22 protein-coding genes and 1 pseudogene are annotated in these 26,036 nt (G+C 60.4%); 9 read left to right on the top strand and 14 right to left on the bottom strand.

Annotation, left to right across the window (positions count from 1 at the left end; all coding sequences use genetic code 11):
- Positions 1-107: 107 nt before the first annotated feature.
- Entirely contained in the window at positions 108-1,028 is a 921-nt protein-coding gene (locus ACA051_RS28825) for a LysR substrate-binding domain-containing protein (RefSeq protein WP_497306385.1), read from the bottom strand.
- A gap of 159 nt (positions 1,029-1,187) precedes the next feature.
- On the opposite strand from ACA051_RS28825, the gene ACA051_RS28830 reads away from it, so the two are divergent.
- A complete protein-coding gene (locus ACA051_RS28830; protein ID WP_497306386.1) occupies positions 1,188-2,582 on the top strand; it encodes a NorM family multidrug efflux MATE transporter in 1,395 nt (464 codons plus the stop codon).
- 110 nt (positions 2,583-2,692) lie between these two features.
- Here the strand turns inward: ACA051_RS28830 and ACA051_RS28835 are convergent, their stop codons facing one another.
- Positions 2,693-4,366 carry a putative bifunctional diguanylate cyclase/phosphodiesterase gene (locus ACA051_RS28835; RefSeq protein ID WP_497306387.1) on the bottom strand — a complete coding sequence of 558 codons (1,674 nt, stop codon included), beginning with the start codon at positions 4,364-4,366 and terminating at the stop codon, positions 2,693-2,695.
- 262 nt (positions 4,367-4,628) lie between these two features.
- Here ACA051_RS28835 and rep point away from each other — a divergent pair, with 262 nt between their 5' ends.
- The gene (rep, locus tag ACA051_RS28840; RefSeq protein ID WP_497372837.1) at positions 4,629-6,638 is read left to right on the top strand and encodes a DNA helicase Rep; all 2,010 of its coding nucleotides are present in this window, start codon (positions 4,629-4,631) and stop codon (positions 6,636-6,638) included.
- Positions 6,639-6,708: 70 nt separating this feature from the next.
- A complete protein-coding gene (locus ACA051_RS28845) occupies positions 6,709-7,281 on the top strand; it encodes a xanthine phosphoribosyltransferase (protein WP_109626693.1) in 573 nt (190 codons plus the stop codon).
- Positions 7,282-7,410: 129 nt separating this feature from the next.
- Here ACA051_RS28845 and ACA051_RS28850 read toward each other — a convergent pair whose 3' ends face one another.
- From ACA051_RS28850 to dadA, 6 genes are all read right to left on the bottom strand, one after another.
- Complete coding sequence (locus ACA051_RS28850; RefSeq protein ID WP_497306388.1) at positions 7,411-9,333, bottom strand: acetyl-CoA hydrolase/transferase C-terminal domain-containing protein; 1,923 nt, start codon at positions 9,331-9,333, stop codon at positions 7,411-7,413.
- A gap of 135 nt (positions 9,334-9,468) precedes the next feature.
- A complete protein-coding gene (locus ACA051_RS28855; protein ID WP_497372839.1) occupies positions 9,469-9,894 on the bottom strand; it encodes a c-type cytochrome in 426 nt (141 codons plus the stop codon).
- A gap of 170 nt (positions 9,895-10,064) precedes the next feature.
- Complete coding sequence (locus ACA051_RS28860) at positions 10,065-10,613, bottom strand: cupin domain-containing protein (protein WP_007947433.1); 549 nt, start codon at positions 10,611-10,613, stop codon at positions 10,065-10,067.
- A gap of 134 nt (positions 10,614-10,747) precedes the next feature.
- Positions 10,748-11,821, bottom strand: coding sequence for an alanine racemase (gene alr, locus ACA051_RS28865; RefSeq protein WP_497306391.1), 1,074 nt, complete (start codon positions 11,819-11,821; stop codon positions 10,748-10,750).
- 104 nt (positions 11,822-11,925) lie between these two features.
- Complete coding sequence (locus ACA051_RS28870) at positions 11,926-12,279, bottom strand: RidA family protein (RefSeq protein WP_497372841.1); 354 nt, start codon at positions 12,277-12,279, stop codon at positions 11,926-11,928.
- Positions 12,251-13,555 carry a D-amino acid dehydrogenase gene (gene dadA / locus ACA051_RS28875; protein ID WP_497372843.1) on the bottom strand — a complete coding sequence of 435 codons (1,305 nt, stop codon included), beginning with the start codon at positions 13,553-13,555 and terminating at the stop codon, positions 12,251-12,253. Before dadA ends, ACA051_RS28870 begins: the two co-directional genes overlap by 29 nt.
- Positions 13,556-13,712: 157 nt before the next feature.
- Between dadA and ACA051_RS28880 the strand changes: the two genes are divergently transcribed.
- Positions 13,713-14,201 carry an Lrp/AsnC ligand binding domain-containing protein gene (locus tag ACA051_RS28880; RefSeq protein WP_010465173.1) on the top strand — a complete coding sequence of 163 codons (489 nt, stop codon included), beginning with the start codon at positions 13,713-13,715 and terminating at the stop codon, positions 14,199-14,201.
- 141 nt (positions 14,202-14,342) lie between these two features.
- Here ACA051_RS28880 and ACA051_RS28885 read toward each other — a convergent pair whose 3' ends face one another.
- On the bottom strand, positions 14,343-14,696 hold the full coding sequence (locus ACA051_RS28885; RefSeq protein WP_007947437.1) for a YkgJ family cysteine cluster protein: 354 nt from the start codon (positions 14,694-14,696) through the stop codon (positions 14,343-14,345).
- A 147-nt stretch (positions 14,697-14,843) separates the two neighbouring features.
- Between ACA051_RS28885 and ACA051_RS28890 the strand changes: the two genes are divergently transcribed.
- The gene (locus ACA051_RS28890; RefSeq protein WP_497306395.1) at positions 14,844-16,136 is read left to right on the top strand and encodes an NAD(P)/FAD-dependent oxidoreductase; all 1,293 of its coding nucleotides are present in this window, start codon (positions 14,844-14,846) and stop codon (positions 16,134-16,136) included.
- Between the two features lie 137 nt (positions 16,137-16,273).
- On the opposite strand, the gene ACA051_RS28895 is transcribed toward ACA051_RS28890, so the two are convergent.
- A complete protein-coding gene (locus ACA051_RS28895) occupies positions 16,274-16,519 on the bottom strand; it encodes a DUF1127 domain-containing protein (RefSeq protein WP_497306397.1) in 246 nt (81 codons plus the stop codon).
- A 179-nt stretch (positions 16,520-16,698) separates the two neighbouring features.
- Here ACA051_RS28895 and ACA051_RS28900 point away from each other — a divergent pair.
- Positions 16,699-18,105: pseudogene (locus ACA051_RS28900) on the top strand (aminotransferase-like domain-containing protein); the annotation flags it as partial.
- A gap of 88 nt (positions 18,106-18,193) precedes the next feature.
- Positions 18,194-19,762: a phospholipase D family protein gene (locus tag ACA051_RS28905; RefSeq protein WP_497372845.1), complete on the top strand. Its 1,569-nt coding sequence runs from the start codon at positions 18,194-18,196 to the stop codon at positions 19,760-19,762.
- A gap of 167 nt (positions 19,763-19,929) precedes the next feature.
- On the opposite strand, the gene ACA051_RS28910 is transcribed toward ACA051_RS28905, so the two are convergent.
- Positions 19,930-21,075, bottom strand: coding sequence for an MFS transporter (locus ACA051_RS28910; RefSeq protein ID WP_497306402.1), 1,146 nt, complete (start codon positions 21,073-21,075; stop codon positions 19,930-19,932).
- A gap of 257 nt (positions 21,076-21,332) precedes the next feature.
- Positions 21,333-22,826, bottom strand: coding sequence for an aldehyde dehydrogenase (locus ACA051_RS28915; protein ID WP_497306404.1), 1,494 nt, complete (start codon positions 22,824-22,826; stop codon positions 21,333-21,335).
- Between the two features lie 238 nt (positions 22,827-23,064).
- On the opposite strand from ACA051_RS28915, the gene ACA051_RS28920 reads away from it, so the two are divergent.
- Positions 23,065-23,427 (top strand): cupin domain-containing protein, encoded by a 363-nt coding sequence (locus tag ACA051_RS28920; protein ID WP_109626712.1) that lies wholly within the window; start codon positions 23,065-23,067, stop codon positions 23,425-23,427.
- A 132-nt stretch (positions 23,428-23,559) separates the two neighbouring features.
- Here ACA051_RS28920 and rpmG read toward each other — a convergent pair whose 3' ends face one another.
- Positions 23,560-23,715: a 50S ribosomal protein L33 gene (gene rpmG, locus ACA051_RS28925; RefSeq protein ID WP_007894709.1), complete on the bottom strand. Its 156-nt coding sequence runs from the start codon at positions 23,713-23,715 to the stop codon at positions 23,560-23,562.
- Between the two features lie 11 nt (positions 23,716-23,726).
- Positions 23,727-23,960 (bottom strand): 50S ribosomal protein L28, encoded by a 234-nt coding sequence (rpmB, locus tag ACA051_RS28930; protein ID WP_007894701.1) that lies wholly within the window; start codon positions 23,958-23,960, stop codon positions 23,727-23,729.
- A 445-nt stretch (positions 23,961-24,405) separates the two neighbouring features.
- Between rpmB and ACA051_RS28935 the strand changes: the two genes are divergently transcribed.
- Complete coding sequence (locus ACA051_RS28935; RefSeq protein ID WP_497372847.1) at positions 24,406-25,992, top strand: ABC transporter substrate-binding protein; 1,587 nt, start codon at positions 24,406-24,408, stop codon at positions 25,990-25,992.
- Positions 25,993-26,036: the final 44 nt, after the last annotated feature.

Below are 26,036 nucleotides of genomic sequence, written 5' to 3' on the forward strand. Positions count from 1 at the left end.
GGAACCTGCACGAAGGTCCCACCTGCAGATTTTCGGCGGCAAACCTGAATACTTGAGTAATTAGCGGGGATATGGCGCAAGGCCTCTATTGCAGAGGCTCTATCGATTCAGCTCAAGCGCTCGACAGCCGGTAAATCCATGGCCCGGACCTCCCCTTGCAGGAAATCGCTGAGCCTGCGCAAACGTTCACCTCCCGGGCGGGTTTTCGGCCAGACGAGGTAATAATGCTCACCGCTGGCGACAGCCGTCGGCCAAGGCAAACTCAGACGACCCTGCGCAACATCCTCCGCCACCATCAGCAAATCGCCCATGGACACGCCGTAGCCTCGAGCCGCCGCGATCATGCCCAACTCCAGCGTGTCGAACACTTGCCCGCCCTTGAGCGAGACCTGATCGGCCAGACCCATGCGTTGCAGCCACGTGCGCCAGTCACGCCGGTCCGGTGCCGGGTGCAGCAGCTCAGTGCTGGCCAGACGCGCGACATCCCACGGTTGATCGTCCATCAGGTTCGGCGCGCCCACCGGAATCAGTTCTTCCGGGAACAGCAGCGTCGCCTCCCAGTCCGGTGGAAAATTCCCGGTGCTGAGGATGACGGCGCAGTCGAAGGGTTCGTGGTTGAAGTCCACGGTGTCGATGTCCATCCAGGCACTGGTCAATTGCACTTCGTTGCCCGGTTGCAAGTGCCGGAAGCGACTCAGGCGCGCCAGCAGCCAGCGCATGGTCAACGTCGACGGGGCTTTCATGCGCAGGATGTCGTCTTCGGCGCGCAAGGTATTGCAGGCGCGTTCGAGCGCGGTAAACCCTTCACGGATGCCCGGCAGGATCAGCCGCGCCGACTCGGTCAGTTGCAGGTTGCGCCCGCTGCGGTGAAACAGCCGACAGGCGAAATGCTCTTCGAGGGTACGAATGTGTCGGCTGACCGCGCTTTGGGTGATCGACAATTCTTCAGCGGCGCGGGTAAAGGAGCTATGTCGCGCCGCCGCTTCGAATGCGCGCAGGGCATACAAGGGAGGAAGACGACGAGACATTGGGAAAGCTCCTATAGCGCGGTTACGCAACGTTAGCAGAAACTTGTCAGCATGAGTTTGACTCATGCCACCCATCCTTTTTATCCCTTTGTGAAAACCCCGCAGAGCGCCGAGAATCGGCTCTCTCCTGTTTAATCTGATAATCGAGGCGTGATGACCATGCAGCATCCAGCACGTACCGAACTCTGGGCCATCCTGCGGCTGGCGGGGCCGTTGATTGCCTCGCAGTTGGCGCACATGCTGATGGTCCTCACCGACACTTTGATGATGGCGCGCCTGAGTCCCGAAGCGCTGGCCGGTGGCGGCCTGGGCGCGGCGACGTATTCGTTCGTGTCGATCTTCTGCATCGGCGTGATCGCGGCAGTCGGCACGCTGGTGGCGATCCGTCAGGGCGCGGGCGATATCGTCGGCGCCGCGCGACTGACCCAGGCCGGATTGTGGCTGGCGTGGTTGATGGCGCTGGTGGCCGGGCTACTGCTGTGGAACCTCAAACCGGTGCTGCTGCTGTTCGGCCAGACCGAAACCAACGTCCAGGCTGCCGGGCAGTTCCTGCTGATCCTGCCGTTCGCCCTGCCCGGCTACCTGAGCTTCATGGCCCTGCGCGGTTTCACCAGCGCCATCGGCCGGGCGACACCAGTGATGGTCATCAGCCTTGGCGGTACCGTGGCCAACTTCCTCCTCAACTATGCGTTGATCACCGGGATGTTCGGCCTGCCGAAAATAGGCCTGGTGGGGATTGGTCTGGTCACGGCGATTGTCGCCAACCTGATGGCCGTGGCGCTGGCGCTGCACATCCGTCGGCATCCGGCCTACGACGCTTATCCGCTGCGCCAGGGTTTGTCGCGGCCTAACCGCCAGTACCTGAAAGAGTTGTGGCGCCTCGGCCTGCCCATTGGCGGCACCTACGCGGTGGAAGTCGGGTTGTTTGCCTTCGCCGCGCTGTGCATGGGCACCATGGGCAGTACGCAACTGGCGGCGCACCAGATCGCCCTGCAGATTGTTTCGGTGGCGTTCATGATTCCGGCGGGGCTTTCGTATGCGATCACCATGCGCATCGGCCAGCATTACGGCGCCGGACAATTGCTGGATGCGCGGCTGGCCGGACGGGTGGGGATCGCCTTTGGTGCGGCGGCGATGCTGGGTTTTGCCATGGTCTTCTGGTTCCTGCCGAATCAGTTGATCGGCCTGTTCCTGGACCACAACGACCCGGCGTTTCGAGACGTCATCAACCTGGCCGTGAGCCTGCTGGCGGTGGCAGCGTGGTTCGAGCTGTTCGACGGCACGCAAACCATCGCCATGGGCTGCATCCGCGGACTCAAGGACGCCAAGACCACGTTCCTGGTCGGGCTGGGTTGCTATTGGCTGATCGGTGCGCCGGCGGCGTGGTGGATGGCGTTCAACTTGAACTGGGGGCCGACAGGCGTCTGGTGGGGGTTGGCGCTGGGGTTGGCGTGCGCGGCGGTGAGTTTGACGCTGGCGTTTGAGTGGAAGATGAAGCGGATGATTAGGCGAGAGCCGGCGTCGCAGCGTTTCGACGTCGCCCAGACCGAGTGAAAATCCCTGTGGGAGCGGGCTTGCTCGCGAAAGCGGTATGTCAGTTAACGTAGACGTCGACTGACACGACCCCTTCGCGAGCAAGCCCGCTCCCACATTTATGTCCGTGTTTAAACCACGACTTCCAGGGCGGACTGCTGGCTGCTACCGAACGTCAGGTATTCAACCAACTCCGCCAACGGCAGCGGCTTGCTGATCAGATACCCCTGCACCTGATCGCAACCAAACCCGCGCAACAACTCCAGCTGCTCCGCCGTCTCCACGCCTTCGGCCACCACTTCAAGGTTGAGGTTGTGCGCCAGATTGATCATCGCGTGGACCAGTTTGCGATTCTCTTCCCGCTCTTCCATGCCGCCGACAAAGCTCTTGTCGACCTTGAGCAAGGCAATCGGCAGGCTGTTGAGGTGCACGAAGGACGAGAACCCGGTGCCGAAGTCATCCAGAGAGAAACGCACGCCCAGGCGCCCGAGGGCATCCATGGTCTGCTTGACCAGGTCGCTGCGGCGCATGACCGCGGTTTCGGTCAGCTCGAATTCCAGCCATTGCGCCTCGACACCGCGCTCGGCGATCAGCCGGCTCAGGGTCGACAGCAATTGGCTGTCCTGAAACTGTCGGAACGACAAGTTGATCGCCATGTGCAGCGCCGGCAATCCACGCTCGCGCAACGCCTGCATGTCCCGCAGGGCCCGGGAAATCACCCAGTAACCCAGCGGCACGATCAAACCGCTCTGCTCGGCCAGCGGCACGAACTCACTGGGCGCCAGCAAACCGCGCTCGGCATGCCGCCAGCGCACCAGGGCTTCGAGGCCGACGATCTGGCCGTCCTCAAGGTTCAGGCGCGGCTGGTAATGCAACTCCAGCTCGTCACGGCGCAACGCCCGGCGCAGCTCGCTTTCGAGGTCGGCCATGCTGCGGGCATTGCGGTTGATGCGTTCGTTGAAGATATGAAAGGTGCAGCCCTGAGTGCTCTTGGCTTGCTGCATGGCGATGTGCGCGTGCCACATCAACGGGTCGGCACCGGCCTGAGCCCGGGCGTGGGCGATGCCCAGGCTGGAACCGATCAACAGGCTTTCGCCGTCGACCCAGTAAGGCTCGGCCAGGGCTTCGGTGATCCGCTCGGCCATCCATTCGGCGCGCTGAGGCGCGCGGCGGGTGTCGATCAGCAGGGCGAATTCGTCACTGCCCAGCCGCGCCAGTTGATCGCCGGCCTCAAGCTGGCTTTTCAGCCGCGCGACCACTTGCAGGATCAACCGGTCGCCGGCTTGGTGGCCGAGGGCATCGTTGGCGTGACGGAAGTTGTCGAGATCAAGGTGACCGAGGGCCAGGCCGCGACCGTCGTTTTCCGCCAGACGCGCGGCCAGCAAGGTCTGGAAGCCCTGACGGTTGGCGATGCCGGTCAGCGGGTCTTGCTCGGCCAGGCGTTGCAGGGTGTTTTCCAGCAAGCCGCGTTCGCGCACATGGCGCAAGCAACGGCGCAGCATGCCGGGATCGAGATGATCGCGCACCAGCCAATCACTCACACCATCGGGCGGCGTCAGGGGCTCGTGCTCGAGCAGCAACACCGTCGGCAGGCTGCAACGGCCAGGCAGAGGCTGAAGCGCAGGAATGGTCAACAACACCGCGCTGCGGTTGTCATCGAAAAGACTGCTGACCGACTCCCAGCTCGGCGCGCTGATGAGCACGGCCGAGCTCCCCATCGGAGCCAGACACTCGCGCAACAACGCTGCCCACGCCGGCTCTTCGGCCAGTAGCAGCAAACGCAAGGGTTCGACAGGCGTAGACAAGCTAGCTCCCTAGACTCTGCAAAGATGTAGGCGGCGGGCATTATGCCGCGCCGGTAACCAATGACCAAACGACATCAGTTATCAAACGTGGCTTTGTGTCTGGAATACGAACATTAGCCGCAAACTCACCGCGCATCCTGCTTGAAAGTATCAAAACCGGCAAATAGAGATAGCGTGGTGCGTCACAAGTCGGAGAGAGCAGCACAATTCGCTGAGCCTGTTAAAATGCCGGCCCATTTCACAAACGACTCCCTGATTTCGTATGTCCCGACTCAATCCCCGGCAGCAAGAAGCCGTGAGCTACGTCGGCGGCCCTCTTTTGGTGCTCGCCGGTGCAGGCTCCGGCAAGACCAGCGTGATCACGCGCAAGATCGCCCACTTGATCCAGAATTGCGGCATCCGCGCCCAATACATCGTCGCCATGACCTTTACCAACAAGGCGGCGCGCGAGATGAAGGAACGGGTCGGCACCCTGCTCAAGGGCGGCGAAGGCCGTGGTCTGACGGTGTGCACCTTCCACAACCTGGGCTTGAACATCATCCGCAAGGAACATGTTCGCCTGGGCTATAAGCCAGGCTTCTCGATCTTTGACGAAACCGACGTCAAAGCCTTGATGACCGACATCATGCAGAAGGAATACTCGGGCGACGACGGCGTCGACGAGATCAAGAACATGATCGGCTCGTGGAAAAACGACCTGATCCTGCCGCCCGAAGCCCTGGAAAACGCGCGCAATCCCAAGGAGCAGACCGCCGCCATCGTCTACACCCACTACCAGCGCACGCTCAAGGCGTTCAACGCGGTGGACTTCGACGACCTGATCCTGTTGCCGGTGAAGCTGTTCCAGGAACACGCCGACATCCTCGAAAAGTGGCAAAACAAGGTCCGCTACCTGCTGGTGGACGAGTACCAGGACACCAACGCCAGCCAGTATTTGCTGGTGAAGTTGCTGATCGGCACACGCAATCAGTTCACCGTGGTCGGCGACGATGACCAGTCGATCTACGCCTGGCGCGGCGCCCGCCCGGAAAACCTGATGCTGCTCAAGGACGATTACCCATCGTTGAAAGTCGTCATGCTCGAGCAAAACTATCGCTCCACCAGCCGCATCCTGCGCTGCGCCAACGTGCTGATCTCGAACAACCCGCACGAATTCGAAAAGCAGCTGTGGAGCGAGATGGGCCACGGCGATGAGATTCGCGTGATCCGCTGCCGCAACGAAGACGCCGAAGCCGAGCGCGTGGCCGTGGAACTGCTGACCCTGCACTTGCGCACCGACCGGCCGTACAGCGATTTCGCAATCCTGTATCGCGGCAACTACCAGGCCAAGTTGATCGAGCTGAAGCTGCAGCACCACCAGATCCCGTATCGCCTGTCGGGCGGTAACAGCTTTTTCGGACGTCAGGAAGTGAAAGACCTGATGGCCTACTTCCGCCTGATCGTGAACCCGGACGACGACAACGCTTTCCTGCGGGTAATCAACGTCCCACGCCGGGAGATCGGTTCGACCACGCTGGAAAAGCTTGGCAACTACGCGACCGAACGCAAAATCTCGATGTACGCCGCCACCGACGAAATCGGCCTGGGCGAGCATCTGGATGCACGCTTCACCGATCGCCTGTCGCGCTTCAAGCGCTTCATGGACAAGGTCCGCGAGCAGTGCTCCGGCGAAGACCCGATCTCGGCCCTGCGCAGCATGGTCATGGACATCGACTACGAGAACTGGCTGCGCACCAACAGCTCCAGCGACAAGGCCGCCGACTACCGCATGGGTAACGTCTGGTTCTTGATCGAGGCGTTGAAGAACACGCTGGAGAAAGACGAAGAAGGCGAGATGACCGTCGAAGACGCCATCGGCAAACTCGTTTTGCGTGACATGCTTGAACGTCAGCAGGAAGAGGAAGACGGCGCCGAAGGTGTGCAGATGATGACCTTGCACGCTTCCAAGGGTTTGGAATTCCCTTACGTGTTCATCATGGGCATGGAAGAGGAAATCCTCCCGCACCGCTCCAGCATCGAAGCCGACACCATCGAAGAAGAACGCCGGCTGGCCTACGTCGGGATTACCCGGGCGCGCCAGACGCTGGCCTTCACCTTCGCCGCCAAGCGCAAGCAATACGGCGAGATCATCGACTGCGCGCCGAGCCGCTTCCTGGATGAGCTGCCGCCGGACGACCTGGCGTGGGAAGGCAACGATGACACGCCTGTTGAAGTCAAAGCCGTTCGCGGCAATACCGCATTGGCGGATATACGGGCGATGTTAAAGCGCTAGAATTGAGCACTTTTTAACCGAACATTTTTTGACAAGCTAGGCGCACATGGCGCCAGTAGAGGAACGCTTCATGGAAGCACTGCACCAGAAAATCCGCGAACAAGGCATCGTGCTTTCCGATCAGGTCTTGAAGGTCGACGCCTTTTTGAACCACCAGATCGACCCGGCCCTGATGAAGCTGATCGGCGATGAATTCGCCGCGCTGTTCAAGGACTCGGGCATCACCAAAATCGTCACGATCGAAGCCTCGGGCATTGCCCCGGCGATCATGACCGGCCTGAACCTCGGCGTGCCGGTGATTTTCGCCCGCAAGCATCAGTCCCTGACCCTGACCGAAAACCTGCTGTCGGCGACCGTTTACTCGTTCACCAAGCAGACCGAAAGCACCGTGGCGATCTCCCCGCGCCACCTGACCAGCAGCGACCGCGTGCTGATCATCGATGACTTTCTGGCCAACGGAAAGGCATCGCAGGCGCTGATTTCGATCATCAAACAGGCCGGCGCCACCGTCGCTGGTTTGGGGATCGTGATCGAGAAATCGTTCCAGGGTGGGCGTGCGGAACTGGATGCGCAGGGTTATCGCGTGGAATCCCTGGCTCGCGTGCAATCGCTGAAGGATGGCGTGGTTACCTTCATCGAATAACCCGCAACACCGCATTTCCCCTGTGGGAGCCAGCCTGCTGGCGATGGCGTCGTGTCAGTCAAAATCTTCATGACTGACAGACAGCCATCGCCAGCAGGCGGGCTCCCACAGTTGGTTTTGCGCTGGGCGTTATTGCGCGGTGGCCTTCAGGCCGGTGAGCAACAGCCGCTGGAACAAATCCTCTTTCAGCCCTTCCGGATGGGTCAGCTGCATCCGCTCCAGATGCTCGGGAAACACCGTAGCCTCGGGTGCATCCAGCGCGGCCTTGCCCAGCTCCAGAATCTCCGTGAGCTTGAACTTGCTCTTCAGCCAGTTCAGCGCCCGCAATAGATCCCTCTCCACTTCAGTGAAATCGCACCCGAGCGGATACTCCGGAAACAAATTCGGATGCAGCGCCTGAATCGCCTGCAATCGCTCCGGGCTGTTGTTGGCAAATCGCGGATCGATGCGGAAATTCTTCGGCAATTTGCCAACGTTCTGCGCCTGCTCGATCAACCCCGACTGGAAGCGTGAGTCGCTGATATTCAGCAATGCCTCGATCACCGCCGCGTCAGTCTTGCCGCGCAAATCGGCGATGCCGTATTCGGTGACTACGATGTCTCGTAGATGCCGCGGGATCGTGCAGTGGCCATATTCCCAGACGATATTCGAATTGACCTCACCGCCCGCCTCGCGCCAACTGCGCAGGAGCAGCACCGACCGAGCGCCTTCCAAGGCATGGCCCTGGGCGACAAAGTTGTATTGCCCGCCAACGCCGCTCAGCACCCGCCCGTCTTCCAGCTGATCGGCCACGCCCGCCCCGAGCAGGGTCATGGTGAACACGGTGTTGATGAAGCGTGCATCCAGACGCTGCAAGCGTTTGAGTTCTTCCTGGCCGTAGAGCTCGTTGATGTAGCTGATGCGGGTCATGTTGAATTCAAGGCGCTTGCTTTGCGGCAGCTCGCGCAGGCGCTCGTAGAAACTGCGCGGCCCGAGGAAAAACCCGCCATGCACGGAGATGCCGTCGGTTTGCGCGGCCTCATCGAGGGTGCCGGCATTCGCCTGTTGCTGGGTCGGTACGTCCGGGTAGACCTTGCGCCGCACGATTCCGGCATCGGCCAGCACCAGCAAGCCGTTGACGAACATTTCGCTGCACCCATAAAGACCCTTGGCGAACGGCTCCACGCCCCCTTCACGATCGATCAACTGCGCCCACTGGCTGAGATTGATATCCGCCAGCAGCGCCTTGTAACCGGTATTGTCTGCCTGGCGCGCCAGCAACGCCGCGGTCAGGGCATCGCCCATGGCGCCGATGCCGATCTGCAAGGTGCCGCCATCGCGCACCAGCGTACTGGCGTGCAGGCCGATGAAGTGATCCTGGAAACCCACAGGCATGTTCGGCGTAGAGAACAGCGTGGTGTTGTCCTTCTCGTCGATCAGCAGGTCGAAGGTGTCGATGCCGATTTCGGCGTCACCGGGCATGTAGGGCAAGTCGTTGTGAACCTGGCCTACCAGCAGGATCGTCTCCCCCGCCGCCCGGCGTTTGGCGATCATTGGGAACAGGTCGAGGGTAATGTCCGGGTTGCAGCTCAGGCTCAGGCGGTCCGGGTGCTCTGCATGGCTGGCCACCAGTTGCGCCACGAGGTTCAAGCCGGCGGCGTTGATGTCCCGCGCGGCGTGGCTATAGTTGCTGCTCACGTAATCCTGCTGAGCGGACACACTATGAAGCAGGCTGCCGGGCTGCATGAAAAATTGCTGGATATGAATGTTCGCCGGCAGGCTGTCTTTGTGCAGGTCGGCAAGGAAATCCAGCTCCGGATAATCGCCAAATACACGTTCGATGAAGGGTTCGAGGAAGCGCTTCTGCAAACCGTCGCCCAAGGCCGGACGGCCCAGGCACAGGGCGGTGTAGATCGTCAGTTGCCGTTCGGGCAACTGCGCGATGCGCTGGAACAGCGCGTTGACGAAGTGGTTGGGTTTGCCCAGACCGAGGGGCAAGCCCATGTGGATATGCGCCGGCAACCGCGCCAATACGTCATCGACCGCCTGCTCGATAGAACACAGCTGCACCATCTGATCCTCCCTTACATTCGGTGAATTGGGGTTTGACCGAGCTTGCCGGGTCTTTGCTGCAATGAACAGTCATGGGCAGTAAATCGCAGGAACAAAAAAGCCGCTCGAAAGCGGCTTTTTGCTGAAGATGAACGCTTATTTCAAGCCGGACATTTTCTGGATGGCGCCTTTGAGATCGGCGTCTGTGCAATCGGCGCATGTGCCTTTTGGAGGCATGGCATTGACGCCGGAGATCGCCTTCGCGAGCAAACCGTCAAGGCCGCCTTCTTTTTTGGCGCGCTCGCCCCAGGCTGCGGCATCACCGATTTTTGGCGAGTTCAGCAGGCCTGTACCGTGGCAAGCGTTGCAATGTTTTGCAATCACTGAGTCAGGGGTTTTGGCATCACCGCCACCCGCCGAAGCAGCGACTTCCATCCCCTTGCACTCTTTACCCGTCACACAAACCTGGCCGACTGGCTCAAGGCGTTTTGCAATATCGTCGTTGGTCGCTGCTTGTGCGCTGACTGCCCATAGGGCCAATACGGTTGCTGGTACGGCCAGCATTTTCATAATTAGATTCACGCGTTCACCCTCAATGGTGGCTAGTCACGCCTACGGCCACGGTTCGCAGGCGGGCGCAAGTATAACGGTAACCCCGTCACACTGAAACAACCCCAAAGTCGAAGGGGTCTTGTTGCGCAATGGAAAAACGGTTCGGGCGCCTCAGCGATGCTGGCAGGACGCCTCTTCTCTTAGAAATTCGCGGGCGTGGCTGCGCTGATTAGTCGCGCCGGCGCATCGAACGGATTACGGAAACGGTGTGGCTTGGTACTTTCAAAGTAGTAGCTATCGCCCGCTTCGAGCACAAAAGTTTCCAGCCCTACCACCAGTTCCAGTCGGCCTTCCACCAAAATGCCGGTTTCCTCGCCCTCATGGGTAAGCATCTCGTCACCGGTGTCGGCGCCAGGCGGGTAGATTTCATTGAGGAAGGCGATAGCCCGGCTCGGATGCGCCCGACCAACCAGTTTCATGGTCACTGCGCCATCGGAAATATCGATCAGCTCGTTGGCTTTGTAGACGATCTGCGTCGGTTTTTCCTGCAGGATTTCTTCGGAAAAGAACTCGACCATGGACATGGGAATCCCGCCCAGTACCTTCCTCAGCGAACTGATCGAGGGACTGACGCTGTTCTTCTCGATCATGGAAATCGTGCTGTTGGTGACGCCCGCGCGCTTGGCGAGCTCACGCTGGGAAAGACCTTTGAGCTTACGGATGGATTGCAGTCGTTCACCGACGTCCAAGCTTGCGCCTCCAAGATTCAGGTTGTAGAAATATTGAGCGTTATAGCGTTATCATGGCGACAGCGTTCAGTATTTACAACACTTTGGCCTGAATCCTGTTCAGCTAGGCGACTTCCGGTACGGACTGCTGACCGCTAACCCTCGGAATAGAGCTTTGGCACCCGGCGCAGGTTGCAGAAGATCTGATAAGGAATCGTGTCAGCGGCGGCAGCCACCTCGCTGGCGAGGATGTTCTTGCCCCACAACTCGACGGTCGAACCCAGGCCGGCCTGCGGCACATCGGTCAGATCGATGCAGAGCATGTCCATCGACACGCGGCCAATCAACTGGCTGCGCTGCCCGGCGACCATCACTGGCGTGCCGGTCGGTGCCTGACGCGGGTAACCATCGGCATAACCCATGGCCACCACCCCGACGCGCATGGGCTTGGGGGTGATGAACTTGGCGCCGTAACCGATCGGCTCGCCGGCCGGCAGTTCACGCACGCAGATCACTTTCGATTCCAGGGTCATCACCGGCTGCAAACGAGAGGCCACGGCGTTGGCTTCTTCAAACGGTGTGGCGCCGTAGAGCATGATGCCCGGGCGAACCCAGTCACTCGGAATCTGCGGCCAGCCGAGTACCGCCGGCGAGTTGCGCAGGCTGATTTCGGCCGACAAACCTTTACGTGCCGCTTCAAATACAGCGACCTGCTCGGCACTGGCTTGTTCGTGCAGCTCATCGGCGCGGGCGAAGTGGCTCATCAAAACAATCTTCGCCACCTTGCCGCTGGCCAACAGCCGTTGATAAGCCGCCTGATAATCCTTTGGATGCAAACCCACCCGGTGCATGCCCGAATCAAGCTTGAGCCAGACGGTGATCGGCTTGCTCAACGCAGCGTTCTCGATGGCTTCGAGCTGCCACAACGAATGCACCACGCACCAGAAATCATGTTCGACGATCAGCGACAGCTCATCGGCTTCGAAAAAACCTTCCAGCAACAACACCGGAGCCCGGATACCCGCTGCGCGCAGCTCCAGCGCTTCTTCGATGCAGGCCACGGCAAACCCGTCCGCATCGGCTTCCAGCGCCTGGGCGCAACGCACCGCGCCATGGCCGTAGGCGTCAGCCTTGATCACGGCGAGGGCCTTGGCCCCCGTGACTTCACGGGCGATCTGGTAGTTGTGACGCAGGGCTTGAAGGTCGATCAGGGCACGGGCTGGACGCATGGCGGCAGACTTCTAGGCGGTCATGGGAATAAAAACCGGCGCTGGCTGACGGCGTGAACCACCAACAGCACCGGGAGAGGGATCTTTCTATCTTTCTGACAGGCTTACGGCAGAGCAGCGACGACCGAGAGCTCGATCAGAATTTCCGGTTCGCACAGCTTCGACTCAACCGTCGCACGGGCCGGGGCGACGCCTTTCGGCAGCCACTTGTCCCACACCGCGTTCATGCCTTCGAAATGCGCGTCGATGTCTTTCAGGTAAATCGTCACCGAGAGCAAACGGCTCTTGTCGGTGCCTGCCAGATCGAGCAAACGCTCGATATTGGCGAGGGTTTCACGGGCCTGCTGTTCAATCCCGGCACTCATGTCGTCGCCGACTTGCCCTGCCAGATAGACGGTGCCGCTGTGGACAACGATCTGGCTCATGCGCTCATTGGTGAGCTGGCGCTGGATTGACATGTTTTGCGGACTCCTGAAGTTTGGTGCCATAACGGGAAATATCGAGGCCTTCGGCGCTGATCTGCGGCGTTTTCTTGGCCATCAGGTCAGCCAGCAAACGGCCGGAGCCGCACGCCATGGTCCAGCCGAGCGTGCCGTGACCGGTGTTCAGGAACAGGTTGCTGAACGGGGTGGCGCCAACAATCGGCGTGCCGTCCGGGGTGGTCGGACGCAGACCGGTCCAGAAACTTGCCTGGGCCAGATCGCCGCCCTGAGGATAAAGGTCGTTGACGATCATCTCCAGGGTTTCGCGCCGACGCGGGTTCAGCGACAGGTCAAAACCGGCTATTTCAGCCATGCCGCCGACGCGGATACGGTTGTCGAAGCGGGTGATAGCGACCTTGTAGGTCTCGTCGAGAATGGTCGAGGTCGGGGCCATCGCCGGGTTGGTGATCGGCACGGTCAGGGAGTAACCCTTGAGTGGATACACCGGGGCCTTGATGCCCAGCGGCTTGAGCAGTTGCGGCGAATAGCTGCCGAGTGCCAGCACGTAACGGTCGGCGGTTTCCAGCTTGCCGTCGATCCACACGCCGTTGATGCGATCACCGGCGAAGTCGAGCTTCTGAATGTCCTGGCCGAAACGGAATTCCACGCCCAATTTGACGGCCATTTCGGCCAGGCGGGAGGTAAACATCTGGCAGTCGCCGGTCTGGTCGTTCGGCAGGCGCAGGGCACCGGCGAGGATATCGGTGACGCTGGCCAGCGCTGGCTCAACGCGGGCGATGCCGGCGCGGTCGAGCAGTTCGAACGGTACGCCGGACTCTTTCAATACAGCGATGTCTTTCGCTGCGCCATCGAGCTGGGCCTGGGTTCGGAACAGTTGCGTAGTACCGAGGCTGCGGCCTTCGTAGGCAATGCCGGTCTCGGCGCGCAGTTCATCGAGGCAGTCACGGCTGTACTCGGACAGACGGACCATACGCTCTTTGTTCACCGCATAACGGCTGGCGGTGCAGTTGCGCAGCATCTGCGCCATCCACAGGTACTGGTCGATGTCGGCGGTGGCCTTGATCGCCAGCGGTGCGTGGCGCTGCAACAGCCACTTGATAGCCTTGAGCGGTACGCCCGGTGCGGCCCACGGCGAGGCATAACCCGGCGACACCTGGCCGGCGTTGGCGAAACTGGTCTCCATGGCAGCGGCTGGCTGACGGTCCACCACCACCACTTCGAACCCGGCACGCGCCAGATAATAAGCACTGGTGGTGCCAATGACGCCGCTACCCAAGACCATAACGCGCATTTTCATATCCCTCATCGCGGCGTGCCGCTGACGTTCGTAGTTGTAGAGCATTGATGTGCGCAGTGTAAAAAAGATTAGGCAGTGCTTTTCACTATATAACTGCCTATATTTGGCGAGAATTCTCGGCAAAAACCCTTTTCACGGAGGCGCATCCCCTATGCGTACCAACACTCAGACCAAACGTGAGCTGGACAAGATAGACCGCAACATCCTGCGGATCCTGCAAGCGGACGGGCGTATCTCCTTCACCGAGCTTGGGGAAAAGGTCGGGCTCTCGACCACACCGTGTACCGAGCGGGTCCGGCGCCTGGAGCGCGAAGGGATCATCATGGGCTACAACGCCCGGCTCAATCCGCAGCACCTCAAGGGTAGTCTCCTGGTGTTCGTCGAGATCAGCCTCGACTACAAATCCGGCGATACTTTCGAAGAGTTCCGACGTGCGGTGCTGAAGCTGCCCCATGTGCTGGAGTGCCATTTGGTGTCAGGGGATTTCGATTACCTGGTGAAGGCGCGGATTTCCGAGATGGCTTCGTACCGCAAGCTGCTGGGCGACATCCTGCTCAAGCTGCCGCATGTGCGCGAATCCAAGAGCTATATCGTGATGGAAGAGGTGAAAGAGAGTTTGTGCCTGCCGATTCCGGATTGAGACTTTGTGGTGTCTGTTCAGACCCCCATCGCTAGCAGGCTAGCGCCCACCGTTGATCTTCAGCGGACACACAGTCTGTGCATGACTCAGATCCACTGTGGGAGCTAGCCTGCTGGCGATTACAGGCGACTCGGTCTTTCCTCAGACGAGGACCTGTCGGGTAGAAGCCATGTACTCATGAATCTGCTTCTCCACCCGCGGATGAATCAGCTCCACCGGCCCCCGCCCATTCGGGCACGGCAAGGTCTTGGTGGTACCAAACAACCGGCAGATCAGCGGCCGCTCGTCATACACCGTGCAGCCATTGGGCCCCAGGTGCACGCAGTTGAGCTCATCCATCGCCGCATCCTGCTCGGCCCGGGTCTTGCGCGGCAGGCGGGACATTTCTTCCGGCGAGGTGGTCACCGGCCCACAGCAGTCATGGCAGCCGGGCACGCACTCGAACGAGGGAATCTGCTGGCGAAGCGTGCGGATTTTCTGGCTGTTGCAGCTCATCGAAGCGGTGACCCAAAGCGGAATAGACCGGGATTCTGACGCAAAAGCCCCGATCCAGACAGCACGAACCGACCAGTGTTGCCCGTGCCGGGAAGTCCGGCTTATGCTCCGTCACATTTTATAGACACACGAATCAGGGACGCTCACATGAATGCCCGTGCCCAGCACACTGCCTCTTACTACGCCGCCAGCAGCCTGCCGCAGCCCGATCATCCGGTGCTGCAAGGTGACCTGGTGGCGGATGTGTGCGTGGTCGGCGGCGGATTTTCCGGGCTGAACACGGCGCTTGAGCTGGCCGAACGTGGCCTCAGCGTGATCCTGCTCGAAGCGCACAAGATCGGCTGGGGCGCCAGCGGACGCAATGGCGGGCAATTGATTCGTGGCGTCGGTCATGGCCTCGATCAGTTCACCGACGTGATCGGTGCGGACGGCGTGCGCCAGATGAAACTCATGGGCCTGGAAGCGGTGGAAATCGTCCGCCAGCGCGTCGAGCGTTTTCAGATCCCTTGCGACCTGACCTGGGGTTACTGCGACCTGGCGAACAAGCCTCGCGACCTCGAAGGTTTCGCCGAGGACGCCGAAGAGCTGCGCAGCCTTGGCTACCGCTACGAAACCCGGCTGCTGCAAGCCAATGAAATGCACTCGGTTGTGGGATCGGACCGCTACGTCGGCGGCCTGATCGACATGGGTTCGGGCCATCTTCACCCGCTTAACCTGGCCCTGGGCGAAGCGGCCGCCGCGCAGCAGCTGGGCGCGAAGCTGTTCGAACACTCGGCGGTGACTCGCATCGACTACGGCCCCGAGGTCAAGGTCCATACCGCACAAGGCTCGGTCCGCGCCAAGACGCTGGTGCTGGGCTGCAACGCCTACCTCAACGAACTCAACCCGCAGCTCAGCGGTAAGGTGCTGCCCGCCGGCAGCTACATCATTGCCACCGAGCCATTGAGTGAAGAGTTGGCGCATTCGCTACTGCCGCAGAACATGGCGGTCTGCGATCAACGGGTGGCCCTGGATTACTACCGACTCTCGGCGGATCGACGCTTGCTGTTTGGCGGTGCCTGCCACTATTCGGGCCGCGATCCGAAGGACATCGGCGCGTACATGCGGCCGAAGATGCTGGAAGTCTTCCCGCAACTGGGCGGGGTGAAGATCGATTATCAATGGGGCGGAATGATCGGCATTGGCGCCAATCGCCTGCCGCAGATCGGCCGGCTCAAGGACCAGCCGAATGTGTATTACGCCCAGGCGTATTCCGGGCATGGGGTGAATGCCACGCATTTGGCCGGAAAGCTGTTGGCCGAAGCGATCAGCGGGCAGCAGGGGGGCGGGTTTGATCTGTTTGCTCGCGTCCCACACATCACCTTCCCCGGCGGGAAGCATTTGCGCTCGCCGTTGCTGGCGTTGGGGATGTTGTGGCATCGGCTCAAAGAGTTGGTCTGAGGAAGTTGTAGCGTTCTTGCGGACGCCTTCGCGGGCAAGCCTTGCTCCTACAGGTTATGCGTCGGTCGGAAGATCAACGCTAACTCTGTAGGAGCGAGGCTTGCCCGCGAAGAGGCCTGCAAAGAACAGCGCAAAACTCAGACCCGCCAGAAAGGCTTGAGCCCCTCCTTCCGCGCCTGCTCCCGACTCAACCCGACATCCCTGAGCTGCTGCGGTGTCAGCTCCAGCAACGCCCTGCGCGTGTGCAGACGATGCCAGAACAGACCCCAGCGACTCAGGCCGGACGGTGCATTGCGCATGACCGCCTCACGTGCACCGTTTTCCTGCCCTGCCACCAGTTCCTGACTGTGTAACGTCAGCCGCACATCGCTCAAGCCGTTCATGTTGATTGCTCCTGTTTACTTGGGTAGCCAGAGCTTTCATGATGCGCGGACGCCGAAAAGCATTACAGATTCAACAATGCAGTATTAACTCCATACAGATTTAGCGATTTAGCGTCTGAATCCTATAATTTCGCCCCATCTGTACTGGTCAATCGAATCATCTATACCGAGACTGCGCCATGACCCTCTACGTCAACCTCGCCGAATTGCTCGGCACGCGTATTGAACAGGGCTTCTATCGCCCCGGTGATCGGCTGCCCTCGGTGCGGGCGTTGAGTGTCGAGCATGGGGTCAGCCTGAGCACGGTGCAGCAGGCCTATCGCGTGCTGGAAGACAGTGGGCTGGCGACACCCAAACCCAAGTCCGGCTACTTCGTACCGGTGGGTCGCGAATTGCCGGAGCTGCCGGCCATCGGCCGTCCGGCCCAGCGTCCGGTGGATATTTCGCAGTGGGACCAGGTGCTGGAATTGATCCGCGCCGTTCCTCGCAAGGACGTCGTGCAACTCGGGCGCGGCATGCCGGACATCACCACGCCGACGATGAAGCCATTGCTGCGCAACCTGGCGCGCATCAGCCGTCGCCAAGACATGCCCGGTCTGTATTACGACAACATCTACGGCACCCTCGAACTGCGCGAACAAATCGCCCGCCTGATGCTCGATTCCGGTTGCCAATTGACCGCCCATGACCTGGTGGTGACCACCGGTTGCCACGAAGCGCTGTCCACCAGCATTCGCGCCATCTGCGAGCCGGGGGACATTGTGGCGGTGGACTCGCCGAGTTTTCACGGCGCCATGCAGACCCTCAAGGGCCTGGGCATGAAAGCCCTGGAAATCCCCACCGACCCGATCACCGGGATCAGCCTCGATGCGCTCGAACTGGCCCTGGAGCAATGGCCGATCAAAGCCATACAGTTGACGCCCAACTGCAACAACCCGCTGGGCTACATCATGCCGGAATCGCGCAAACGCGCGTTGTTGACGCTCGCACAGCGTTTCGACGTGGCGATTGTCGAAGACGATGTGTATGGCGAACTCTCCTACAGCTACCCGCGTCCACGCACGATCAAATCCTTCGACGAAGACGGCCGCGTGCTGCTGTGCAGTTCCTTTTCCAAAACCCTGGCGCCCGGGCTGCGCATTGGCTGGGTCGCGCCGGGACGCTATCTGGAACGGGTGCTGCACATGAAATACATCAGCACTGGCTCTACGGCGCCGCAACCGCAGATTGCGATTGCCGAATTTCTCAAGGCCGGGCATTTCGAACCGCACTTGCGGCGGGTGCGCACGCAATACCAACGCAATCGCGACATGATGATCGACTGGGTCACGCGCTATTTCCCCGCCGGCACCCGCGCCAGTCGCCCTCAGGGCAGCTTCATGTTGTGGGTTGAGCTGCCGGACGGCTTCGACACCCTGAAACTCAATCGCGCCCTGCATGATCAAGGTGTACAGATTGCCGTTGGCAGCATCTTTTCCGCCTCGGGCAAATACCGCAACTGCCTGCGGATGAACTACGCTGCCAAGCCGACCCCGCTGATCGAAGAGGCCGTGCGCAAGGTCGGCGCCGCAGCGATAAAACTGCTGGCAGAAACGCCCCCCCATCAACGACTGACCTTTCTCAGGAATCCAGCGTCCATATGCCGACCTTTGCCGCCAATCGGAACGTTCCCACGTGAGAGTCAGACAGCCCCTGCTCGCTCTTCTGCTACTCGCCTCGTTCCTGGGCGGCTGCGCCAGCTTCGACGTTCAACGTGAACCGAGCCAGGCTTTACCCGCCAGCGATTCGGCGTTCGGCCGCTCCATCCAGGCCCAGGCCGCGCCCCATGAGGGCAAGTCCGGCTTTCGTTTGCTGTCCAACAGCGGCGAAGCCTTCATGGCCCGTGCCGAGCTGATCCGCAACGCCCAAAGCAGCCTCGACTTGCAGTACTACATCGTGCATGACGGCATCAGTACGCGGATGCTGGTGGACGAATTGCTCAAGGCAGCAGACCGCGGCGTGCGGGTGAGGATCCTGCTCGATGACACCACCAGCGACGGTCTGGACTGGATCATCGCGACCCTCGCCGCACATCCGCAGATCCAGATTCGCCTGTTCAACCCGCTGCACCTGGGCCGTGCCACGGGCGTGACGCGCACCATGGGCCGCTTGTTTAACCTGTCGCTGCAACACCGGCGCATGCACAACAAGTTGTGGCTGGCGGACAACAGCGCGGCCATCGTCGGCGGCCGCAACCTGGGAGACGAATACTTCGATGCCGAACCCAACCTGAATTTCACCGACATCGACATGCTCGGCGTCGGGCCGGTGGCCGAGCAGCTTGGTCACAGCTTCGACCAGTACTGGAACAGCGCGCTGAGCAAGCCGATCGACGAATTCCTGTCGAGCAGACCGACGCAAAAGGATCTGCGCAATACCCGCACGCGCCTGGAAGAATCGCTGGAAGAGTCCCGCAAGCAGAATCATGCGCTGTATCAGCAGTTGATGACGTACACCACAAAGCCACGCATGGACATCTGGCGCCGGGAGCTGATCTGGGCCTGGAACCAGGCGTTGTGGGATGCACCGAGCAAGGTCTTGTCGGACGGCGAGCCCGACCCGCATTTGCTGCTGACCACGCAATTGGCGCCGGAGCTTACGGGCGTCAGCAAAGAACTGATCATGATCTCGGCTTACTTCGTACCGGGGCAGCCGGGGCTGGTCTATCTCACCGGCCGGGCCGACGCCGGGGTGTCGGTGAGTTTGTTGACCAACTCGCTGGAAGCCACAGACGTGCCGGCCGTGCACGGGGGGTACGCGCCTTATCGCAGGGCGCTGCTGGAACATGGCGTGAAACTTTACGAATTGCGCCGCCAGCCCGGCGAAGGCGGCGGCAGCGGGCCGCATATTTTCTATAGCAAGTCTTTCCGGGGTTCCGATTCCAGCCTGCACAGCAAGGCGATGATCTTCGACCAGCAGAAATCCTTCATCGGCTCGTTCAACTTCGACCCACGCTCGGTGCTGTGGAACACCGAAGTCGGCGTGCTGGTGGACAGCCCCGAACTTGCCGCGCATGTGCGCAAAGCGGCCATGGAAGGTATGGCGCCGCCCTTGAGTTATCAGGTGAAACTGGAAAATGACCGGATCGTCTGGGTGACTGAGGACGACGGCAAAATGCACACGCTGACCAAGGAGCCAGGGAGTCTATGGCGCCGCTTCAATTCCTGGTTCAGCACCGCGGTCGGCCTGGAGCGGATGTTGTAGCGTTGCTTCCATCAATCAAATGTGGCGAGGGAGCTTGCTCCCGCTGGGTCGCGAAGCGGCCCTAAACCAGAAGCCCCCGTTCATTCAGACTGAACGAGGGCTCCGATAGGCGACTGCTGCGCAGTCGAGCGGGAGCAAGCTCCCTCGCCACACGCTTGTGCAGGGTTTCAGGCCGGTTCGGCAACTCCACCGAACGCGCCTTGGCGTGACAGTAAGATCACCAACCCGAACGCTCCCGCCGCCATCAACAACGGCAAGGCATGCCCGCTGACCCACTGGCTGCCGGCACCGGCGGCCAAGGGTCCGATCAGGCATCCAATACCCCACAGCTGCGCAATATGTGCGTTGGCCCGGACCAGCGCATCGTCACGATAACGTTCACCGATCAAGATCAGCGACAAGGTGAACAACCCCCCGGCGCTGGCGCCAAACAGCACCCACAACGGCCAGATCAGCAACGTGTCGATGAGCAAAGGGATCGCCAGGCTCGAGATCAGCAACACCACCGCACAACCGGTGAACAAGGTGCGTCGCGACAAGCGATCCGCCAGCGCGCCGATCGGCAGTTGCAGCAAGGCATCACCCACCACCACGGTGCTGACCATCGCCAAGGCGATTTCCGTGGTGAAGCCCTGACGCAGGCAATACACCGGCAGCAAGGTCAGAATCATTGCTTCAAACGCCGCGAACAGCGACACCGCCCAGGCAATCGCCGGCAGGCCACGGCAGAAGCCCCACAGGTCGCTGAAGGTGACGCTGCAGGCTTCGCTGGTCGGTGCGCCGCTGCGGCCCAACAACAATAATGGCGCCGCCATAAGCAAGCCGACGCCGACCCAGAAGCCGTAATCGTGTTCGGTACCCACAACGCCCAGCAGCAACGGCCCGGCCAGTTGACTCAGCGCATAGCTGCTGCCGTACAGCGCCACCAATCGTCCGCGCCATTGTTCAACCACCAGTTGGTTGATCCAGCTTTCACCGAGGATGAAGACCAGGGTCAGGATCACCCCGATCATCAAGCGCAACAGCAGCCAGACCGGGTAGCTCGGCAGCAGCGCCAGCAAGCCAATGGACACCGCTCCAGCCCACAGGCACAGACGCATCAGATTGGCTGTGCCAAGTCGCGAAGCCAGATGGCTGGAGATCTTCGCCCCCAGCAGCACGCCAATGGCCGGCATCGCCGCCATTACACCGATGGCGAACGAGCCGTAGCCCCAGCCTTCCAGGCGAAACGACACCAGCGGCATGCTGACACCCAGAGCCAGACCGACACTCAAGACAGACGCCAACACGGCGAAATAAGTCGCCCAACGCATGTTCCACGCTCCTGTGGATCTTATTTTTCACAGACGACGCAAAAAAATGTGGGAGCGAGCCATTGTGGCGAGGGGATTTATCCCCGCTGGGTCGCGCAGCGACCCCAAAACCTGCAATTACGGAGTATCAAATACACCGCATGCATTGGTTCTGCGACTGCTTCGCAGCCGAACGGGGATAAATCCCCTCACCACAAAGACTTGCTCCCACAAGGGTCTTTGTCGGGAGCCTGATTTGGAAGGCTCCCTTTAAGGACTTACAACTTGATCCAGGTCGCCTTCAGCTCGGTGTATTTGTCGAACGCGTGCAGCGACTTGTCGCGACCGTTGCCCGATTGCTTGAAGCCACCGAACGGTGCGGTCATGTCGCCACCGTCGTATTGGTTGACCCACACGCTACCGGCGCGCAGAGCCTTGGCGGTCAGGTGGGCCTTGGAGATGTCCTTGGTCCACACCGCTGCGGCCAGGCCGTAAGGCGTGTCGTTGGCAATCGCAATGGCTTCTTCGGCGGTGTCGAACGCGATCACCGACAACACTGGGCCAAAGATTTCTTCCTGAGCGATTTTCATCGCATTGGTCACGCCGTCGAAAATCGTCGGCTCAACGTAGGTGCCGCCGGATTCCTGAAGCGTGCGCTTGCCGCCAGCCACCAGTTTGGCGCCGTCGGCGTGGCCGGATTCGATGTAGGACAGCACGGTGTTCATCTGCTGGGTATCCACCAGCGCGCCGACGTTGGTCGCCGGGTCCAGCGGGTTGCCCGGCTTCCAGGTTTTCAGCGCTTCGATCACCAGCGGCAGGAAGGTGTCTTTGATCGAGCGCTCGACCAGCAGACGCGAACCGGCGGTGCAGACTTCGCCCTGGTTGAAGGCGATGGCGCCCGCCGCCGCTTCGGCTGCAGCTTGCAGGTCGGGGGCATCGGCGAACACGATGTTCGGGCTCTTGCCGCCGGCTTCGAGCCAGACGCGCTTCATGTTCGATTCGCCGGAGTAGATCAGCAATTGCTTGGCGATCTTGGTCGAACCGGTGAACACCAGGGTGTCGACGTCGTTGTGCAGGGCCAGAGCCTTGCCGACGGTATGACCGTAACCTGGCAGAACGTTGAGCACGCCTTTCGGAATGCCGGCTTCGACGGCCAGTGCAGCGATGCGGATGGCGGTCAGCGGGGATTTTTCCGACGGTTTGAGGATCACCGAGTTACCGGTGGACAGCGCCGGGCCGAGTTTCCAGCAGGCCATCATTAACGGGAAGTTCCACGGCACGATGGCGCCGACGACGCCGACCGGCTCGCGGGTCACCAGACCCAGCTGATCGTGCGGAGTGGCGGCGACTTCGTCGTAGATCTTGTCGATGGCTTCACCGCTCCAGCTCAGGGCTTGCGCCGCGCCGGGAACGTCGATGTACAGGGAATCGCTGATCGGCTTGCCCATGTCCAGGGTTTCAAGCAGCGCCAGTTCTTCGGCGTGCTGCTTCAGCAGGCTGGCGAAACGGATCATGGTGGCTTTGCGTTTGGTCGGCGCCAGGCGCGACCAGACGCCGGAATTGAAGGTGGCGCGGGCGTTTTCAACGGCGCGCTGGGCGTCGGCGGCGTCACAGCTGGCAATCTTGCCCAGCAGACGGCCATCGACCGGGCTGATGCACTCGAAGGTCTCGCTGGAGACGGCATCGGTGTATTCGCCATTGATGTAGGCGCGGCCTTCGATCTTCAGATCGCGAGCCCGTTGCTCCCAATCGGCACGAGTCAGGGTGGTCATACGAGTGTCCTCCTCTTATTGAATACGAGCGCCCCGCGATCTTCGCGGACGCTGTCAGGAATTCTGCCCAGCCAGCCTGATTTTTCGGCCCAAGGCAACCGCCACCCTAAACCAGCGGCAGGTGAAGTTTCAATATATTTGACATAAGGCCGGCAAACGGCCTTGCGATGTTCATTTTAATAAACATAGACTTTGGGTCTTTCCAGCCATCGCGCCGCAATCACGGGGACTTACAACAATGAATATCCAGGATGTCGTCGACTTCAGCCTCGCCACTACCGAGCCCGAGCGCTATAAGCCGGACCAGGCAAAAATCCTGAAGGGCGATCCCGAGCAAGTGGTCTACAACCACTACAACAGCCCTTGCGGCCAGTTGAACGCGGGGGTTTGGGAAGGTGCGGTTGGCCAGTGGCATGTGAACTTCACCGAGCATGAATACTGCGAAATCATTCAGGGCGTTTCAGTGCTGCGTGACAACGAAGGTAACGGCAAGACCCTGCGCGCAGGCGATCGCTTCGTGATCCCGGCAGGGTTCCGCGGCACTTGGGAAGTGCTGGAAACGTGCCGCAAGATCTATGTGGCGTTTGAACAGAAGGCCTGAGGATTTGTATTAGCTGGGCCGGTCTCTTCGACTTGCCCGCGAAGGGCACTAACAGGCAACCCATAACCTGCAGGCAACAAAAAAGGCCCGTATCTCGCGATACGGGCCTTTTTCGTAAGAGAGAAAAATCAATTACTTGATTTTGCCTTCTTTGTAGATCACGTGCTTGCGAACAACCGGATCAAATTTCTTGATCTCGATTTTGTCCGGGGTAGTACGCTTGTTCTTGTCGGTAGTGTAGAAGTGACCAGTACCGGCGCTCGAAATCAAACGAATCAATTCACGCATGATTAGCTCCCTTAGATCTTGCCGGCTTTGCGGATTTCGGCCAGCACGACAGTGATGCCACGCTTGTCGATGATACGCATGCCTTTGGCAGATACGCGCAGACGCACGAAACGTTTCTCTTCTTCAACCCAGAAGCGGTGATGCTGCAGGTTCGGCAGGAAACGACGACGGGTTTTGTTGTTTGCGTGGGAAATGTTATTCCCAGTCACCGGACCCTTACCGGTAACTTGACATACTCTCGACATGCCTCAGCCCTCTAAAACCACATGCCCAACCCGGCATGGGTTGGCCGCTTAATCTCTCAGTCATTTGGCGCCAGGCGCCGCGTTTCTTTAGAGGTCTTACCGGCTACACCTACAGTGAAGGAACCGGGCCCCTAGAAAAGAGCGCTGCTTTATACCAGAAAGACTGGAGAGCAACAACATTCCGTGTGCGCGGACTTGATAAATTCCCCATTTTTCGGGCGCCGGGCGCCTTGGATAAAGGCTGTGGTCGATGAAGACCGCTCGTCGCAGAGAATCGGCCAACCGACCGATTCCGGGTTTTCCTCGGCCCGCATCACCGAAAACAAGCGCACATAGTCCCCTGAAAATGAAAAAGGGGATAGTCATTTGCAAAAGAGCCCACTAGGGTAAGCCTTTTCCAGACTGCACTTGCAGATGGGCCTTCGATCTGTAAAGGAATCCGACCATGCGCCTTGCTGCCCTACCGCTGTTGCTCGCCCCGCTCCTGCTGAGCCCGCTGGCCCATGCCGCCGCCCTGAGCGTCTGCACCGAGGCCAGTCCGGAAGGGTTCGACGTGGTGCAATACAACTCGCTGACCACCACCAACGCCTCGGCCGATGTGCTGATGAACCGCCTGGTGGACTTCGATACCGCCAGCGGCAAAGTGGTCGCCAGCCTCGCGGACAGCTGGGAAGTCACGCCCGACGGCCTGACCTATGTGTTCAAACTGCACCCACAGGTGAAGTTCCACCGCACCGAGTACTTCAGCCCGACCCGCGAATTGACTGCCGAAGACGTCAAATTCAGTTTCGAGCGCATGCTCGACCCGGCGAACCCTTGGCACAAAGTTGCCCAGAGCGGTTTCCCGCACGCCCAATCGATGCAGTTGCCGGCGCTGATCAAGAAGATCGACGCACTGGACCCGCTGACCGTGCGTTTCACCCTTGATCACCCGGACTCGACTTTCCTGGCGACCCTGAGCATGGGCTTCGCCTCGATCTATTCCGCCGAATACGCCGATAAACTGCTGAAGGCCGGCACGCCGGAGAAGCTCAACAGCCAGCCGATCGGCAGCGGCCCTTTTGTGTTTACGCGTTTCCAGAAAGATGCCTCGATTCGCTACAAGGCCAACCAGGACTACTTCCGTGGCAAGCCGTCGGTGGACCCACTGATCTTCGCTATCACGCCGGATGCCAACGTGCGATTGCAGAAACTGCGTCGCAACGAGTGCCAGATCGCCCTGTCGCCCAAGCCTCTGGACGTACAGGCCGCGCTGAAAGAACCGACCCTGAAAGTGGAAAAGACTGACGCCTTCATGACCGCGTTCGTTGGCATCAACAGCCAGCATCCACCGCTGGACAAACCTGAAGTGCGCCAGGCGATCAACCTCGCGTTCGACAAGGCCAACTACGTCAAAGCCGTGTTCGAAGACACCGCCGAGCCCGCCAACGGCCCGTACCCGCCCAACACCTGGAGCTACGCCAAAGGCCTGCCGGGTTATCCGCATGATGTCGAAAAGGCCAAGGCACTCATGGCGAAGTCCGGACTTAAGGACGGTTTCCAGACCACCATCTGGACCCGACCTTCCGGCAGTCTGCTGAACCCGAATCCGAGCCTCAGTGCGCAAATGCTGCAATCCGACCTCGCGGAAATCGGCATCCAGGCCGAAATCCGCGTGATCGAATGGGGCGAGTTGATTCGCCGCGCCAAGGCCGGCGAGCACGACCTGCTGTTCATGGGCTGGGCGGGTGACAACGGCGACCCGGACAACTTCCTCACGCCGCAGTTTTCCTGCGCCGCAGTCAAATCCGGCACCAACTTCGCCCGTTACTGCAACCAGGACCTGGACAAGCTGATCAGCGCCGGCAAGACCACCGGCGAGCAAGGGGTGCGCACCAAGCTCTACGAACAGGCCCAGGCGCAGATCCAGCAACAGGCGCTGTGGCTGCCGCTGGCGCATCCGACTGCTTTTGCGCTGACGCGTAAAGACGTCGAGGGTTACTCGGTCAGCCCGTTTGGTCGTCAGGACTACTCCAAGGTCATCCTCAAATAACAGCCTCACGCAAAACCCTGTAGGAGCCGGCTTGCTGGCGATGG

Source organism: Pseudomonas sp. LBUM1669 (genome assembly GCF_059695705.1).